The organism is Streptomyces sp. MMS24-W38 (genome assembly GCF_059889265.1).
Genome location: NZ_JCBCPP010000001.1, coordinates 2,831,063 through 2,847,556, shown reverse-complemented (window position 1 = coordinate 2,847,556; position 16,494 = coordinate 2,831,063). Strand labels below are relative to the sequence as shown.

Sequence of the window (16,494 nt, the reverse complement as noted above, 5' to 3'; positions counted from 1 at the left end):
CTCGACGGCAAGAACCTCAACCATCAGTAAACGAATCGTAATTCAGAGTAAAGGGCGAGTCTTTACTTTTCGAGTAAATGGTCTAATACATACTTCTCACGAGTGAAGTATGTATTTCATCGGCTTGTCGTATTAATTCCTTCTCAGTCCCATGCGACTTTGGCGGCGCTGTCGGCGCGGACCGGCAAGCACCCGACATCGCCGCCCACGGGGCCGGCCCGAGAGAAGGAAGAAGGTGGGCGGGCGTGGCCGCCACCCGAAGGATCGCCGTGAGCACCATGATCGCCGCGGTCTGTGCCCTCCCGCTCGCCGGCTGCGGGACCGGCACCGATGGTTTCGGCGAGGAATCTCAGGATCAGAAGAAGGCGGAGCCGGCTCCGAAGAACGTGGTCCGGCTGATCGGCGACGGCTCCACTGCGTACACCGGAGCCCAGCCGCACCTGCCCGAGCCCGAGCGGCTGGAGCCGGGCGAGAAGCCCCCGCAGTTCGTCGTCTTCTCGTGGGACGGCGCGGGTGAGGACAGCCAGAAGCTCTTCTCCCACTTCCGCAAGGTCGCCAAGGAGAACGACGCGACCATGACGTACTTCCTGAGCGGCGTGTACATGCTCCCGGAGGAGAAACGTGACCTGTACCGCCCGCCGCAGCACTCACCGGGCCGGTCCGACATCGGCTTCAACGACGTCGAGGGCATCGCCGCCACCGTGGAGCAACTGCGCCTGGCGTGGCTCGAGGGCAACGAGATCGGCACTCACTTCAACGGTCACTTCTGCGGCCCCGACGGTGGGGTCGGCGAATGGTCTGTGGCGGAGTGGAAGGACGAGATCGCCCAGGCCAAATCGTTCGTGAAGGCGTGGAAGACCCACACCGGCATGAAGAACGAGGCCCCCCTCCCCTTCGACTACGACAACGAGCTCATCGGCGCCCGCACCCCCTGCCTGGAGGGTCAGGAGAACTTCATGAAGGCGGCGAGGGAGCTGGACTTCCGCTACGACACCAGTGGTGTGGACAACCAGGTGTGGCCGAAGAGGAAGCAGGGGCTGTGGGACCTGTCGCTGCAGCTCGTCCCGTTCCCCGGGCACTCCTTCGAGCAGCTCGCCATGGACTACAACTTCATGGTCAACCAGTCCGGCACCGAAACCCAGGGAGACCCCGCCAAGCACGGACAGTGGGGTGACGAGATGCGGGACGGCCTGCTCGCGGGCTTCGAGCGGGCCTACGACGGCAACCGGGCACCTCTGATCATCGGCAACCACTTCGAGTCCTGGAACGGAGGCACCTACATGCGGGCCGTCGAGGAGGTCGTCAAGGAGGTGTGCACCAAGTCCGACGTGCGCTGTGTCTCCTTCCGGCAGCTCGTGGACTGGCTGGACGTCCAGGACCCGAAGGCCCTGGCGAAACTGCGCACCCTGACCGTGGGCGAGGCCCCGGAGCAGGGCTGGAAGTCCTTCCTGTCCGGCGCCCCCGCCCCGGCCCCCAAGGGCGTGCCCGGGGCGCCCGCGGCGAAGGGTTGAGCGGGCGGCCTTCACCTCGGCTCCGGCGAGCGGTCCGGAGTGAGGAAGGCCACTCCTGCGCAGGGCGGGCGCCCAGGGTGCGTAATGTCGTACTCATGAGTACGACAGGCGCGACCGCCGATCCTCCCCCGAGCTCTCGGAAGAGTTCGAGCAGCGGGGACCCCCTCGCGGCTTTGGGCTCGCTGCCCGGTGTGTCCGACTCCGTGGAATCCGTCCGCAAGGCCGTCGACCGGGTCTACAAGCACCGGGTCATGCGGCGGCGCAGCAACGAGATCACCTCCGAGGCGGCCCTGCGCGGCGCCCGTGGCTCGGCGGCGCTGTCCGGGGCGGACTGGGCCCTGGAGGAGGTGCGTCGGCGCAGCGACTTCGGCAGCGGCGACGAGGCGCGCACGATGGGTGCGGCCCTACGGCTGTCCGCCGAGGCGGGGCAACTGCTCTCCATCTGGCGCCAGTCGCCGCTGAGGGTGCTCGCCCGGCTGCATCTGGTCGCGGCGGCCGACCGGGCCGACCAGGTCGGGCGTCCGCGGAAGGAGGGCGAGCCGGTCGACGAGCCCTTGATCGGGCTTCCGCTGCCCGCCGCGGCGGAGACGCACGGCCGGCTGGAGGGCCTGTCGGAACTGATCATCGCGGGCAGTTCCGCCCCGGCGCTGGTGACTGCCGCCGTCGTGCACGGTGAACTGCTCGCACTGCGCCCCTTCACCTCCTGCAACGGCCTTCTCGCGCGTACGGCCGAACGCATCGTGCTGGTCGGCAGCGGGCTGGACCCGAAGTCGGTCTGCCCGGCCGAGGTCGGCCATGCCGAACTGGGTCAGGAGGCCTATCTGGCCGCTCTGGAGGGTTATGTCTCGGGCACCCCCGAGGGCGTGGCCTCCTGGATCGCCCACTGCGGACGCGCGGTCGAACTGGGGGCACGCGAGTCCACGGCGGTGTGCGAGGCGCTGCAGCGCGGGGCGGCGTAGCCGCGGTCGCGCAGAGATGCGGCGGTACGAGAACTCGTACCGCCGCTGGCATGTCCACCTGGTTACCAAGCGTCCTCGATATATGCCCATCAGGTCGGGAACATTTGCCCGTCCCTGGTGCGGCTGGCCCGTAATCGACGGGTCGACGTCGCGTGGGTGCCCTGTGGCCATGCTCGGTCCGTGGGGCCAAATGCGTTCTAAAGGGGATCCTCTCGGATGTCCTTGGTCTCGCGGGCCGTCGAGTCCTTTGTACTCCAGGTTCGAAGCAAGCGGAAGTGCTGGACCCGCTTCTTTACTTTTAGGTTCAAATGCCCGCCAATCGGGCGCCCGTCGGCGAAGGGGAACCGGCCTGTCGGCGCGTCGTGCGGGGTGGCCGGTCAGGCCACCGGCGCCCGGCGTCGGCTCGCGTACCAGACCAGGCCCGCCGTGGCCGCGGCGGCGCCTATGGCGGCAGCCGCCACGAGGGCCGGGCGAGGAGGTACGGAGAGTGCGGGCAGGCGCTGCTTGAGCCGGACGGGCCGGTGGAAGTCCAGGACCGGCCACTCGCGCGCGACCGCTTCGCGGCGCAGTGCCCGGTCCGGGTTCACGGCGTGCGGATGGCCCACGGACTCCAGCATCGGCAGATCGGTCGCCGAGTCGCTGTAGGCGTAGCAGCGGGTCAGGTCGTAGCCCTCGGATTCGGCCAGCTCCCTGATCGCCTCGGCCTTGGTCGGGCCGTACGCGTAGTACTCCACCTCCCCGGTGAAGCACCCGTCGTCACCCACGACCATGCGGGTGGCCACGACCCGGTCCGCGCCGAGCAGCTCGCCGATCGGCTCGACCACCTCGGCGCCCGAGGTGGACACGATCACCACATCGCGGCCGGCGGTGTGGTGCTGCTCGATGAGGGTGGCGGCCTCGTCGTAGATGATCGGGTCGATCAGGTCGTGCAGGGTCTCTGCGACGATCTCCTTGACCTGTCGGACGTTCCAGCCGCGGCACAGCGCGGACAGGTACTTGCGCATCCGTTCCATCTGGTCGTGGTCTGCGCCGCCGGCCAGGAAGACGAACTGGGCATACGCGGTGCGCAGGGCCGCCCTGCGGTTGATCAGGCCGCCTTGGTAGAACGACTTGCTGAACGTGAGCGTGCTCGACTTCGCAATGACCGTCTTGTCCAGATCGAAGAAGGCGGCTGTGCGCGGCAGTGAGTGGTTTTCCACGCCTTGAGCATAGGCGCAGCCCATTCGGCGTAAGGTGTGGCGCGTGGGTTTGCCTGAGAGGCCTCTCGGGTACACCATGGAAGTCACGGATCGTTCGCGACCGTGCTAACCCGGTCCGGCTCCTCCCCCCCCCGAGTCGGCCGTGGGGACGACCCCCGCTCTCCCCCCCGGCGGGGGTCGTCGCATGTCCGGGTGGGTTTTTCCCCTCCTCTCCATGACCGAGGCGTGATCGGTCGACCGGGACCGGCCAATTTTTGACATGAGCATGATCTTAAACTCTGCGTAGTCATGGGATTGCTCTGCGGGGGTCGTGCGGAGGTGTGCCGGGCTCGCCGGTATGGGTGACGGAGATATTCACAACCGTTGGCCCGTCCACAGTTTTTGACCAAGATCCACGCGATTTCCCGTATCCCTGCACCGTGATTCCAGCGCGTCCCGCTCGCGGCGAGTTCATCGCCGGTTCCGTTTTGGCGAGTCGCGTATGGCCGGTTTCTGGCGGCCGTTCATATGGAGACCGCTTGCCGGTTCTTCACACGTTTGGGAATCGCGGAGCCGCAGGGGCGCCGCGAGATACAGCGAAGGGGGACGAAAATGGCAGGAACTGTCACACACGATCCGCCGCCCGCCGCCGGAGGAGGCAGGCAGGGCGGACCGCTGATCGTCACCGAGGACCCCGGACTTCTCGACGATCTGCTGCGTCTGTGCGCCGCGGCCGGCGCCACCCCGGAGGTCCACCACGGAGTTCCGGAGCCGAGGGGCAGCTGGGAGGCCGCGCCGCTCGTCCTCGTCGGCGACGACGCCGCTCGGCGTGTACGCGGCGCCGCGCGCAGGCGAGGAGTGGTGCTGGTCGGCCGCGACCAGGACGACTCGGGGGTCTGGCGCAGGGCCGTGGAGATCGGCGCCGACCATGTGCTGATGCTGCCCGACGGAGAGCAGTGGCTGGTCGACCGTATCGCCGACGTGGCCGAGGGCGTCGGCCGGCCGGCCCTGACCGTCGGCGTCCTCGGCGGCCGGGGCGGGGCCGGAGCCTCCACCCTGGCATGCGCGCTCGCCGTCACCTCGGCGCGGGAGGGACTGCGCACCCTCCTGGTGGACGCGGATCCGCTGGGCGGCGGACTCGACGTGGTCCTCGGGGGCGAAACGGCGGAAGGGCTGCGCTGGCCCGCGTTCGCCGCCTCACGGGGGCGGGTCGGCGGGGGAGCCCTGGAGGAGTCGCTGCCCGAACTGCACTCGCTGCGGGTGCTCAGCTGGGACCGGGGTGACTGCGTCGCCGTACCGCCCCAGGCCGTACGGGCGGTGCTCGCCGCGGCCCGGCGCGGAGGCGGCACGGTCGTGGTCGACCTGCCCCGCCGCGTCGACAGCGGGGTGGCCGAGGCCCTCGCGCAACTCGACCTCGGGCTCCTGGTCGTCCCCGCCGAGCTGCGCGCCGTCGCGGCGGCCGGACGGGTCGCCTCCGCCGTCAGCATGGTCCTGCGCGACCTGCGAGTGGCGGTGCGCGGCCCGTACATGCCCGGCCTCGACGACCGGGAGGTCGCCCGGCTGCTCGGACTGCCCCTTGCCGGCGACGTACCCGTCGAGCCCGCCCTGCAGCGTCCGTCCGGGTCGGGACAACCACCTGCGGCATCCGGCCGGGGCCCGCTGGCCCGCTTCTGCAAGGAGTTCTGGGAGCGGGCGCTGGTGGAGGCGAGGGCGGCATGAGCATCAGGAGCACCAGGAGGGCGGAGAGGCCGCGTCACGTGCCGGTGGGCGGCCCGGGGAGCGCGGCCCCCGAGGGGACACACGGTGCGCCGCCGACGGGCCCGCGGGGTGTCACCTCGGTCGGGGCGCCGATGAGGGGAGGGGCGTTCGGCACACCGGTGGGCGGGCCGGGGGCGCCTTCAGGCCTGCTCGACGGGGTACGGCGGTGGCTCGCGGAGAGCGGGTCCGAGCCGACGCCCGCGCGGGTGGCGCAGGCACTGAGGGAGCAGGGGCGAGTCCTCGGCGACGCCGAAGTGCTGGGGGCCGCCGAACACCTGCGGTCCGAGCTGATCGGCAGTGGTCCGCTGGATCCGCTCCTCGCCGACCGGTCGGTGACCGATGTGCTCGTGTCGGCACCGGACCGGGTCTGGGTGGACCGCGGCGGCGGACTGGAGCTCACCCGCGTCTCCTTCCCGGACGCGGTCGCCGTACGGCGGCTCGCCCAGCGGCTCGCCGCCGTGGCCGGCCGGCGCCTGGACGACGCCCGGCCGTGGGTGGACGCGCGGCTGCCCGACGGGACACGGCTCCACGCGGTGCTCCCCCCGGTGGCCGTCGGCTGCACCTGCCTGTCGCTGCGGGTCGTACGACCCCGCGCCTTCACCCTGGACGAACTGACGGCGGCGGGAACGGTGCCACCGGGCGGCGACCGGATCCTGCGCGCACTGCTCGACGCGCGACTGTCCTTCCTGGTCAGCGGCGGTACCGGGACCGGGAAGACGACCCTGCTCAGCGCTCTGCTGGGGCTGGTCGGGCCGGACGAGCGGATCGTCCTCGCCGAGGACTCGGCCGAACTGCGGCCCGACCATCCACACGTCGTACGCCTGGAAAGCAGGCCCGCGAACCAGGAGGGCGCCGGACTCGTCACGCTCGAGGACCTGGTGCGCCAGGCACTGCGGATGCGGCCGGACCGGCTGGTCGTGGGGGAGGTGCGCGGCCCCGAGGTGGTCCACCTCCTGGCCGCCCTCAACACGGGACACGAAGGCTCGGGGACAGTCCACGCCAATGCCGCCGCGGACGTGCCCGCCCGGCTGGAGGCGCTCGGCACGGCGGCCGGGCTCGACCGGTTCGCGCTGCACAGCCAACTGGCGGCCGCCCTGTCCGTGGTGCTGCACCTCGTACGTGACCGGGGCGGTCGGAGGCGGATCGCGGAGGTGCACGTGCTGGAACGGGGCCCGTCGGGGCTGGTGCGGACGGTGCCCGCGCTGCGGTGGGGCCCGGACGCCTTCGCCCACGAGCCGGGATGGGAGCGGCTGCGGGAGCTGCTCCGGAACGGGAGTGGGGGCGGCGGACGGTGAGCGGGTCGGAGCGGTCGAGGGTGAGAGGGGAGCGAGGGTGAGCGGGACTGCCGGGATGTCGATCGGGGCGGCCACGGCGTGCCTCGGGGGTGCCGCGTGGCTGCTGGGCGGCAGCCGGGCCGGAGCCAGGCGGGCGCGCCTGCTGCTGGCCGGCGGGGGAACCGTCGGGAGTGGGCCCCAGGGGTGGCCCCGGGTGGCCCGCGAGTGGGGGCGGGTCCGTGGACGGCTGCGGGCCGAATGGTGGGCGCCGGCCGCCGGAGTGGTGCTGGCGCTGCTGGGTTCGTCGGTGTTGCCGGTCGTCGCGGGTGCGGCCGGGGTGCCGTTGCTGAGGCGGGTGCGGCTGGCCGCTCGGGAGCGCCGGGTCCGGGAGAACCGGACCGACGCGGTGATCGCGCTGTGCGGGGCGCTCGCCGGTGAGGTGCGTGCCGGGCGGCAGCCGGGTGAGGCGCTGTCGCCGGCCGCGCGTGATTCCGGCGGGCTCGGCGAAGCGCAGGCGGCGGTACTGGCGGCGGCGCGGTTCGGCGGGGACGTCCCGGACGGGCTCGCGGCGGCGGCACGGCAGCCGGGCGCCGATGGGCTTCGAGGGCTCGCCGCGTGCTGGCGGGTCGCCGTCGACCAGGGGGCGGGGCTCGCGGCCGGACTCGACCGGCTGGAAGCGGCACTGCGTGCCGAACGGGACCAGCGCGGCGACCTGCGCGCCCAGCTGGCCGGTGCCCGTGCCACCGCGGTGATGCTCGCCGGGCTCCCGGCCCTGGGGCTCGGACTCGGCGCGGCCCTCGGGGCCGATCCGCTGCACATCCTGCTGCACACCGCGTCGGGGTTCGGCTGCCTCGTGGTCGGCGGGGTTCTGGAGGGCCTGGGGCTGTGGTGGGTGCTGCGGATCATGCGGGGAGTCGAGGAGGCATCGCGATGAGCGGCGAGGTCGTCCACAGGCTGGGGGTTTTCGTGGGGATGGCGCTGGTGATCGGCTGGCCGGTCTGGTGGCTGCGCCGGACGCGGTGCGAGCGCCAGGTACGGCGAAGGCTGGCTGGGATGTCGGCTGTGGAGCCGCCGGCCGCCCGGCCGCGCCTCGCCGTGCCGGGAGCCGCGCGGCGTTGGTTGCCCCCGGTGGGCGTGGCGTGCGCGGGATGGGCGCTGGTGGGCGGCCTCACCGGAGTGCTGGTGGGGTTGGCCTGCGCCGTCGGACTGTGGCGGTGGCGACTGCGGCAGACGGCTGCCGGAGCGCACGTGCGGGAGCGCGAGGCGACCGGTGCGGCACGGCAACTGCCCCTCGCCGCCGATCTGCTGGCCGCCTGCATCACGGCGGGCGCCGGTCCGGTACCGGCCGCGCAGGCTGTCGGTGAGGCCCTGGGCGGGCCGGTCGGGGACGCGCTGGCGCGGGGCGCGGCAGAGGTACGGCTCGGTGGTGAACCGGGTGTGGCCTGGCGGCGGCTGGCCTCCGTGCCGGGAGCCGCTGCTCTGGCCCGGCTGCTGGAACGGACCGACGTGTCCGGGCTTCCCATGGCCGCGCCCGTCACGCGGTTCGCCGCGGAGTCCCGTGCGCAGTGGGCACGCGCGGCGACGGCACGGGCGCGGCGGGCGGCCGTCATGGTCACCGCACCCGTGGGGCTGTGCTTTCTGCCCGCCTTCATCGCGGTCGGCGTGCTGCCCGTGGTGATCGGGCTCGCCGGCGGGGTGCTGGGAGGGGGTGAGCCGCTGGGGCGGTGAGCGGGACGAACAGTCGAGTGGTTTCAACAGGGCTTTTCTGTAGGGGATCTGTAGGGGAGTTGGGATGTTTCAGGTGGTGCGGGCACGGCTGCGTGCCCTGGTGTGCAGGATGCGGGCGGCACGGAGGGACACCGGAATGGTCACTTCCGAATACGCGATGGGCATCGTGGCGGCGGTGGCGTTCGCCGTGGTGCTCTACAAGGTGGTGACGAGCGGCCCGGTCGACGAGGCGCTGACGAGGATCGTGGAGCAGGCGCTCGATGGCCGGATGTGAGCGTCGGACGGACGATGGCCCCTGTGCGTGGCGTGCGCGTCGTGCGGACCGGGGGTTTGTGACGGCGGAGACGGCGATGGTGCTGCCTGTGCTGGTGATGTTCGCGATGGCGCTGGTGTGGGGGCTGCTGGTGGTGGCGGTGCGGATCCAGTGCGTGGACGCGGCCCGCACGGGTGCCCGTGCGGCGGCCCGGCAGGATCCCCCCGGCGCGGTCGTCGAGGTGGCCCGCCGGGCGGCGCCGCCCGGGGCGGAGGTCATCGTGCGCCGGGAGGCGGCGCGGGTCCGTGTGGCCGTCGTGGCCAGGCCCCCGGTGCTGCGCGGGCTGCCCTTCGACGTACGGGAGGAGGCGGTGGCCGCCGTGGAGGAGGCGGTGGGGGCGGGCACATGAAGAGCGGAGGATTCCGTGACCGGCGCCGACGGCTGAACGGCCGGCTCCCCAGCGGCCGCGGACGTGACCGCGGGTCCGCGACCGTCTGGAGCGTCGGGGTGATCGCCGTGCTGTGTGTCGTCTTCGGCGTCCTCCTCGCCCTCGGCCAGGCCGTCGTGGTCCGGCATCGGGCGGCCGGGGGCGCGGACCTCGCCGCGCTGGCGGCGGCGGACCGGTGGATGGACGGCGAGGCGGCGGCCTGCGCACGGGCCGACCGGGTGGCGCGGGCGCAGAACACCCGCCTCGTGCGGTGCGCGGTCGACGGCGAGGTCTCGGACGTGTCGGTGGCCGCGGGACGAGAGCCGTTCGCGGCGGAGGTCAGGGCACGGGCGGGACCTGCCGGTCCGCCTCCTCCGCCGGCGCCGGGGTCCCCTCCAGCAGCACCGTGAGCAGCCGTACCGCACCCCGCTTGTGCAGAGGGTCGTTGCCGTTGCCGCACTTGGGGGACTGGATGCAGGAGGGGCACCCGGCCTCGCACTCGCAGGACGCGATGGCCTGCCGGGTGGCGGTGAGCCAGTCGCCGGCGGTGTGGAAGGCACGCTCCGCGAAACCCGCCCCGCCCGGATGCCCGTCGTAGACGAAGACGGTGGGCAGCAGGGTGTCGGGGTGCAGGGGGACGGAGACACCGCCGATGTCCCAGCGGTCGCAGGTCGCGAAGAGGGGCAGCATGCCGATCGACGCGTGCTCGGCGGCGTGCAGGGCACCGCCGAGGATCTCCGGGTTGATCCTGGCCCGGTCCAGTTGGTCCTCGGTGACCGTCCACCACACCGCGCGGGTGCGCAGCGTACGAGGAGGCAGGTCGAGTTTCGTCTCGCCCAGTACCTCGCCGGTGACGACCCGTCGACGCAGGAAGGAGACCACTTGGTTGGTGACCTCGACGGAGCCGAAGCACAGGCGGCCGTCGCCCCACGGGACCTCGGTGTCCGTCTCCAGCACGGAGATGGACGTCGTGTCGCGGGCGACCGTCGTGTAGGACGGGGAGGCCTGCTCGACCAGGGCGACGGAGTCGTCCAGGTCGAGGGAGCGGACGAGATACGTGCGGCCCTGGTGGAGGTGGACCGCGCCCTCGTGGACGGCCGTGTGCGCGGCGCTCGCGTCCACCGTGCCGAGCAGTCGTCCGGTGCCGGACTCGACGATCTGGACCGGTCGGCCGCCCTCCCCGCGGATGTCGGTCAGGTCGGCGGCCCGCTCCCGGCGGGTCCAGTGCCAGGCCTTCGTCCGGCGGCGGAGCAGCTTCGCGGCCTCCAGTTGCGGCAGGAGTTCCCCGGTGGCCGGTCCGAACAGTTCCAGGTCCTCGTCCGTCAGGGGCAGTTCCTCGGCCGCCGCGCACAGGTGCGGGGCGAGTACGTAGGGGTTGTCGGGATCGAGGACGGTGGATTCCACGGGCCGGTCGAACAGGGCTTCGGGGTGGTGGACGAGGAAGGTGTCCAGGGGGTCGTCGCGGGCGACCAGGACGGCGAGAGCACCCTGCCCGGAGCGTCCCGCGCGGCCGGCCTGCTGCCACAGGGACGCCCGGGTGCCCGGATAGCCGGCGATCACGACGGCGTCCAGGCCGGAGATGTCCACGCCGAGTTCCAGGGCGTTCGTCGCGGCGAGTCCGAGGAGTTCGCCGGAGTGCAGGGCACGTTCGAGGGCACGGCGCTCCTCGGGGAGGTAGCCGCCCCGGTAGGCCGCCACGCGCCGGGCCAGTGAGCGGTCGCCCGTGGTGCCGGCTGCTGATGTCACTTCGGCGAGGCGTTCCTGCGCGATCACCGAGATGAGTTCGGCGCCGCGCCGGGAGCGTACGAAGGCGACCGAGCGGACGCCCTGCACGGTGAGGTCGGTCAGCAGGTCGGCGGCCTCGGCGGTGGCCGTACGGCGGACGGGGGCGCCCTTCTCGCCGTGCAGCTCGGTCAGCGGGGGCTCCCAGAGGGCGAACACCAGTTCACCGCGGGGTGAGGCGTCGTCGGCGACCTCGACCACCGGCAGTCCGGTGAGCCGGCGGGCGGCGACCGCGGGCTCGGCGGCGGTCGCGGAGGCCAGCAGGAAGACGGGTGAGGAGCCGTAGCGCGCACAGAGGCGGCGCAGCCGGCGCAGCACCTGGGCGACGTGCGAGCCGAAGACGCCCCGGTAGGTGTGGCACTCGTCGATGACGACGTACTTCAGCGACTTCAGGAAGGAGGCCCAGCGCGGGTGGGACGGGAGCATGGCCCGGTGCAGCATGTCCGGGTTGGTCAGCACGTAGTTGGCGTACTGGCGGATCCACTCGCGTTCCTCGAACGGTGTGTCGCCGTCGTGGACCGCCGCGCGCACCGAATGGCCCAGAGGTTGTGAAAGTTCCTTCACGGCGCGGCACTGGTCGGCCGCGAGGGCCTTGGTGGGGGCGAGGTAGAGGGCGGTCGCGCCCCGGCCGTTCGGGGCCTCGGAGCCGTCCAGGAGCGCCGACAGGACAGGCATGAGGTACGCCAGGGACTTGCCGGAGGCGGTACCGGTGGCGACCACGACCGACTCGCCGTCCAGGGCGTGCTCGGCGGCCCGTGCCTGGTGGGCCCAGGGGTGGTCGATGCCCGCCGCCCGCACGGCGGCGAGCACCTCCGGGCGAATCCGGTCCGGCCAGAGGGCATGGCGCCCCGCTCGCGGGGGCAAGTGCTCCGTATGTGTGATGCGCGAAGCCCGGCTCGGCCCGGCGGCGAGCCGGGACAGGAGCGCCCCCGGCGCGAGCTGGGAAGCGCTGTCCGTCAGGGGCCGATCGGGTCGGAGATTCTTGGCCATCGGCACCGAGTGTGTCACCGGCATGACGGACAATGGGACCAAGGCGTCGTGCACGCCTGCCGGTAAGTGATTGAATGCCATCGCGGCTGGCGAACCGTCCCGGGGGCTGAGCCGAGATGCCCCAAGGGCGACCGCTCGATAGCTAGGTGCTGGAGGATCCGTGGACCTGTCCCTGTCGACCGAGACCATGGGCGATCGCACGATCGTCAGGGTCGGTGGCGAAATCGACGTATATACCGCGCCCAAGCTGCGCGAGCAGCTGGTCGAGCTGGTGAATGACGGCAGTTTCCACCTTGTCGTCGACATGGAGGGTGTGGACTTCCTCGATTCAACCGGACTCGGCGTGCTGGTCGGCGGTCTGAAGCGGGTGCGTGCCCATGAGGGCTCGCTCCGCCTGGTCTGCAACCAGGAGCGCATTCTCAAGATCTTCCGTATCACCGGCCTCACCAAGGTGTTCCCGATTCACACCTCGGTCGAGGAAGCGGTGGCGGCCACCGACTGATCATCGGGTCCGGGCGTCCGCGTCCGGGCAGAGCAGTGAAGTACGAGGAGGGCCGGGCTCTTCGACAGCCCGGCCTCTCCACCACACGCCCGAAGTCCGCGAGGGGGATGCATGGCCACCGTCGAGCTCCGCTTCAGCGCGCTGCCCGAGCATGTCAGGACCGCCCGACTGGTGGCGGCGGCGGTGGCGCGCAGGGCCGGAGTGGACGAGACGGTCCTCGACGAGGTCCGGCTCGCCGTCGGGGAGGCGTGCACCCGGGCCGTCGGACTCCACCAGAACGGTGGAATCTCGGCCCCCGTGAAGGTACTGCTGACCGAGGAGGAGAAGCAGTTCTCCATCGAGGTCGGTGATGAGGCGCCCCATCCGGCTCCCGGCGGGCGGACGCCCGGTGACGGGCCGGGAGGCGCCGAGGCCGAGATCGAGGAGGACGAGATGGGCCTCGCGGTCATCAGCGGACTCGTCGACGACGTCGAGGTCAGTTCCGGGGAGCACGGCGGAACGATCCGTATGAGGTGGTCCACCACGCCGCCGGCCACCTTCCACGGCTGACCCGCCCGACCGCTTGCCCCGGCTGGTCACCCGGCCGCCCGACCCGAGTCACCCGAACAGCGACTTCTTTTCCGAAGGGCCCCACCCGTGGGGCCCTTCGGCATGTGCGGGTGTCACCGCCCGCGCTTACTGTGGTTTCTGTTCCGCCGTTTCCGTGCGGTTCACCGCGTGAATTCATTCACGATCCACCAGGCGATCCGTGAATGCTCCAGAGGCATTACAGGTGATCATGGCGTGAAGGGTATGTGCGGCGATTTACATTTAACGCGCTCTGTTTCGATCAGGTTCCGGGTACCTAGAATCCCGTCCACATCTTGAGCTCAGCCCAAGCGTCAAGGAGGACGAATGGCGGGGCTTTCCATCTCACATCAGTCGGGCCAACCCATCTCTCTCGCAGCAGCCGTGCTGACCGACGAAAACCGTGTGCTCGTGGTGGTCATCGGGGTCGTGGCACTGGCGGCACTGGTGGTCGCGGGCGTCCTGGTGCGCCAGGTACTCGCGGCCGGCGAGGGCACCGACGGCATGAAGAAGATCGCCGCAGCGGTCCAGGAGGGCGCGAACGCCTACTTGGCCCGCCAGCTGCGCACACTCGGCGTTTTCGCCGTCGTCGTGTTCTTCCTGCTCATGCTGCTGCCCGCGGACGACTGGAATCAGCGTGCCGGACGATCGGTGTTCTTCTTGATCGGAGCGGCGTTCTCGGCAGCCACCGGGTATATCGGTATGTGGCTCGCCGTGCGCACCAACGTGAGGGTCGCCGCGGCGGCCCGCGAGGCCACACCGGCTCAGGGCGAGCCGGAAAAGGATCTCACCGCCGTCTCGCACAAAGCGATGAAAATCGCTTTTCGCACGGGTGGCGTGGTCGGCATGTTCACCGTCGGGCTCGGCCTGCTGGGCGCCACCTGTGTGGTGCTCGTGTACGCGGCCGACGCCCCGAAGGTGCTCGAGGGATTCGGGCTCGGGGCCGCGCTGATCGCGATGTTCATGCGTGTCGGCGGCGGCATCTTCACCAAGGCCGCCGACGTCGGTGCCGACCTGGTCGGCAAGGTCGAGAAGGGAATCCCGGAGGACGATCCGCGCAATGCCGCGACCATCGCCGACAACGTGGGCGACAACGTCGGCGACTGCGCGGGCATGGCGGCCGACCTGTTCGAGTCGTACGCCGTGACGCTGGTGGCCGCGCTGATCCTGGGCTCGGCCGCCTTCGGCGACGCCGGGCTGGCCTTCCCGCTGCTGGTGCCCGCGATCGGCGTCCTCACCGCGATGGTCGGCATCTTCGCGGTGGCTCCGAGACGCGCCGACCGCAGCGGCATGAGCGCGATCAACCGCGGGTTCTTCATCTCCGCGATGATCTCCCTCGTCCTGGTCGCGATCGCCGTGTTCACCTATCTGCCGTCGTCGTACGCCGACCTCGACGGCGTCACCGACGAGGCGATCCAGGGCATGGACGGCGACCCGCGGATCCTCGCACTCGTCGCGGTGGCCATCGGCATCGTGCTCGCCGCCCTGATCCAGCAGCTCACCGGTTACTTCACCGAGACCACCCGGCGTCCCGTCAAGGACATCGGCAAGACCTCGCTCACCGGACCGGCCACCGTCGTCCTCGCCGGTATCTCCCTCGGTCTCGAATCGGCCGTCTACACCGCCCTGTTGATCGGCCTTGGCGTGTACGGGGCCTTCCTGCTCGGCGGCACGTCGATCATGCTGGCGCTGTTCGCGGTGGCGCTGGCCGGCACCGGCCTGCTCACCACGGTCGGTGTGATCGTCGCGATGGACACCTTCGGACCGGTCTCCGACAACGCGCAGGGCATCGCCGAGATGTCCGGCGACGTCAAGGGCGCGGGCGCCCAGGTGCTCACCGACCTGGACGCCGTCGGCAACACCACCAAGGCCATCACCAAGGGCATCGCCATCGCCACGGCCGTGCTCGCGGCGGCGGCGCTGTTCGGCTCGTACCGTGATGCCATCACCACCGGCGCGAGAGACGTGGGCGAACGGCTCAGCGGCGAGGGCGCGCCGATGAGCCTGATGATGGACATCTCGCAGCCCAACAACCTCGTCGGGCTCATCGCGGGTGCGGCGGTCGTCTTCCTCTTCTCGGGGTTGGCGATCAACGCGGTCTCGCGGTCGGCGGGTTCGGTGGTCTTCGAGGTGCGGCGACAGTTCCGCGAGAAGCCCGGAATCATGGATTACAGCGAGAAACCGGAGTACGGCAAGGTCGTCGACATCTGCACCAGGGACGCCCTGCGCGAACTCGCCACACCCGGTCTGCTGGCCGTGATGGCACCCATCTTCATCGGGTTCACGCTCGGTGTCGGGGCGCTCGGCGCCTTCCTCGCGGGCGCGATCGGCGCGGGCACGCTGATGGCGGTGTTCCTCGCCAACTCCGGTGGCGCGTGGGACAACGCGAAGAAGCTCGTCGAGGACGGCCACCACGGCGGCAAGGGCAGCGAGGCCCACGAGGCCACCGTCATCGGTGACACCGTCGGCGACCCCTTCAAGGACACCGCGGGGCCGGCCATCAACCCCCTGCTGAAGGTGATGAACCTGGTGGCGCTGCTCATCGCGCCCGCGGTCATCCAGTTCTCCTACGGCGCGGACAAGAGCGTCGCCGTACGGGTACTGATCGCGGTCCTGGCGCTGGCCGTGATCGTCGGTTCGGTGTACGTGTCCAAACGGCGCGGTATCGCCATGGGTGACGAAGGCAACTCCGAACCTGATCACAAGTCGGTCGACCCGGCGGTGGTTTCGTAGGTCCAGTCACCGAAGGCCTGCTCAAGGTGCGGGCGGGCGGCGCGAGTTGACGCGTCGCCCGCCCGCGCCGCGTGGTGCGCGCACCCTTGCCGTGAGCCTTCTCTCGCTTGGTGCAAATGGCTTCAAAAACTGTCTCAGCGGACGTTCGGCGGGGGGATGTCGCCCATCTGGCGTGTATGTTCCGGGGCCGGGAGCCAAGGAAGGGGCCAATCCGGTGAACAAGAAGCTCGCGGCCGCGCTGTCCGGCGGTGCGGTACTGGTACTGGCGCTGACGGGATGCGGCGGCGACGGCAGCAACGAGAAGCTGGATTCCTGGGCGAACCAGGTCTGTGACGCGGTGCAGCCGCAGGCGAAGAAGATCGCGGCCGCCAATGCCGCGATCCAGAAGGAGACCTCGGACAACAGCACGCCGGAGGATGTCCAGAAGACCGACTCGAAGGCCTTCCAGGACATGTCCGACGCCTACAAGGCGATCGGCGCGGCCGTGAACAAGGCGGGGGCTCCGGACGTCGAGAACGGCGAGAAGAAGCAGGCGGACGCGGTCAAGGAGCTCGACGGCATCTCCGCGTCGTACGCCTCCCTGAAGAAGCAGGTCGACGAGCTCGATACGGAAGACCAGGCGAAGTTCGCCGACGGCCTCAAGGACATCGCCACCGAGCTGGACAAGCTCAGCAAGAGCAGCAACAACGCCCTCAAGACACTGGAGGAGGGCGAGGTCGGCAAGGCGATGGCCCGCCAGCCCAGCTGCAAGACGGCCACCGCTCCGGGGCAGGCCACGCAGAGCTGACGGCGCGGCAGCCGAGGCCGTCACGGCGGGCACTGCGGTCACGGT

15 protein-coding genes are annotated in these 16,494 nt (G+C 71.0%); 13 read left to right on the top strand and 2 right to left on the bottom strand.

What is annotated here, in order from left to right:
- Positions 1–245 precede the first annotated feature (245 nt).
- Positions 246–1,511 carry a polysaccharide deacetylase family protein gene (locus tag AC6F7H_RS11675; RefSeq protein WP_500756910.1) on the top strand — a complete coding sequence of 422 codons (1,266 nt, stop codon included), beginning with the start codon at positions 246–248 and terminating at the stop codon, positions 1,509–1,511.
- A gap of 95 nt (positions 1,512–1,606) precedes the next feature.
- Positions 1,607–2,470, top strand: coding sequence for a Fic family protein (locus AC6F7H_RS11670; protein ID WP_500756909.1), 864 nt, complete (start codon positions 1,607–1,609; stop codon positions 2,468–2,470).
- Between the two features lie 377 nt (positions 2,471–2,847).
- Here AC6F7H_RS11670 and AC6F7H_RS11665 read toward each other — a convergent pair whose 3' ends face one another.
- Positions 2,848–3,693, bottom strand: coding sequence for an HAD family hydrolase (locus AC6F7H_RS11665; protein ID WP_500756908.1), 846 nt, complete (start codon positions 3,691–3,693; stop codon positions 2,848–2,850).
- Between the two features lie 567 nt (positions 3,694–4,260).
- Between AC6F7H_RS11665 and ssd the strand changes: the two genes are divergently transcribed.
- The 7 genes from ssd to AC6F7H_RS11630 all read left to right on the top strand — a co-directional run bounded on the left by ssd (position 4,261) and on the right by AC6F7H_RS11630 (position 9,498).
- Positions 4,261–5,367 carry a septum site-determining protein Ssd gene (ssd, locus tag AC6F7H_RS11660; RefSeq protein ID WP_500756907.1) on the top strand — a complete coding sequence of 369 codons (1,107 nt, stop codon included), beginning with the start codon at positions 4,261–4,263 and terminating at the stop codon, positions 5,365–5,367.
- A 131-nt stretch (positions 5,368–5,498) separates the two neighbouring features.
- Positions 5,499–6,701 carry a TadA family conjugal transfer-associated ATPase gene (locus AC6F7H_RS11655; protein ID WP_500761767.1) on the top strand — a complete coding sequence of 401 codons (1,203 nt, stop codon included), beginning with the start codon at positions 5,499–5,501 and terminating at the stop codon, positions 6,699–6,701.
- 55 nt (positions 6,702–6,756) lie between these two features.
- Positions 6,757–7,614, top strand: a complete 858-nt coding sequence (locus AC6F7H_RS11650; RefSeq protein WP_500761765.1) for a type II secretion system F family protein — start codon at positions 6,757–6,759, stop codon at positions 7,612–7,614.
- Complete coding sequence (locus AC6F7H_RS11645) at positions 7,611–8,408, top strand: type II secretion system F family protein (protein ID WP_500756906.1); 798 nt, start codon at positions 7,611–7,613, stop codon at positions 8,406–8,408. The genes AC6F7H_RS11650 and AC6F7H_RS11645 overlap by 4 nt, the downstream gene beginning before the upstream one ends.
- A gap of 64 nt (positions 8,409–8,472) precedes the next feature.
- The gene (locus tag AC6F7H_RS11640; RefSeq protein WP_500756905.1) at positions 8,473–8,682 is read left to right on the top strand and encodes a DUF4244 domain-containing protein; all 210 of its coding nucleotides are present in this window, start codon (positions 8,473–8,475) and stop codon (positions 8,680–8,682) included.
- The gene (locus tag AC6F7H_RS11635; RefSeq protein WP_500756904.1) at positions 8,669–9,070 is read left to right on the top strand and encodes a TadE family type IV pilus minor pilin; all 402 of its coding nucleotides are present in this window, start codon (positions 8,669–8,671) and stop codon (positions 9,068–9,070) included. The genes AC6F7H_RS11640 and AC6F7H_RS11635 overlap by 14 nt, the downstream gene beginning before the upstream one ends.
- Positions 9,067–9,498, top strand: a complete 432-nt coding sequence (locus AC6F7H_RS11630; RefSeq protein ID WP_500756903.1) for an Rv3654c family TadE-like protein — start codon at positions 9,067–9,069, stop codon at positions 9,496–9,498. The genes AC6F7H_RS11635 and AC6F7H_RS11630 overlap by 4 nt, the downstream gene beginning before the upstream one ends.
- Here AC6F7H_RS11630 and AC6F7H_RS11625 read toward each other — a convergent pair.
- Positions 9,428–11,941 (bottom strand): DEAD/DEAH box helicase, encoded by a 2,514-nt coding sequence (locus AC6F7H_RS11625; RefSeq protein ID WP_500756902.1) that lies wholly within the window; start codon positions 11,939–11,941, stop codon positions 9,428–9,430. The genes AC6F7H_RS11630 and AC6F7H_RS11625 overlap by 71 nt on opposite strands.
- A gap of 79 nt (positions 11,942–12,020) precedes the next feature.
- Here AC6F7H_RS11625 and bldG point away from each other — a divergent pair, with 79 nt between their 5' ends.
- The 4 genes from bldG (at position 12,021) to AC6F7H_RS11605 (ending at position 16,449) form a co-directional block, all read left to right on the top strand.
- Complete coding sequence (bldG, locus tag AC6F7H_RS11620; protein WP_003991900.1) at positions 12,021–12,362, top strand: anti-sigma factor antagonist BldG; 342 nt, start codon at positions 12,021–12,023, stop codon at positions 12,360–12,362.
- Positions 12,363–12,473: 111 nt separating this feature from the next.
- Positions 12,474–12,911, top strand: coding sequence for an ATP-binding protein (locus tag AC6F7H_RS11615; protein ID WP_500756901.1), 438 nt, complete (start codon positions 12,474–12,476; stop codon positions 12,909–12,911).
- Positions 12,912–13,256: 345 nt separating this feature from the next.
- On the top strand, positions 13,257–15,662 hold the full coding sequence (locus AC6F7H_RS11610; protein ID WP_500756900.1) for a sodium-translocating pyrophosphatase: 2,406 nt from the start codon (positions 13,257–13,259) through the stop codon (positions 15,660–15,662).
- 214 nt (positions 15,663–15,876) lie between these two features.
- Positions 15,877–16,449 (top strand): small secreted protein, encoded by a 573-nt coding sequence (locus tag AC6F7H_RS11605; RefSeq protein WP_500756899.1) that lies wholly within the window; start codon positions 15,877–15,879, stop codon positions 16,447–16,449.
- Positions 16,450–16,494: the final 45 nt, after the last annotated feature.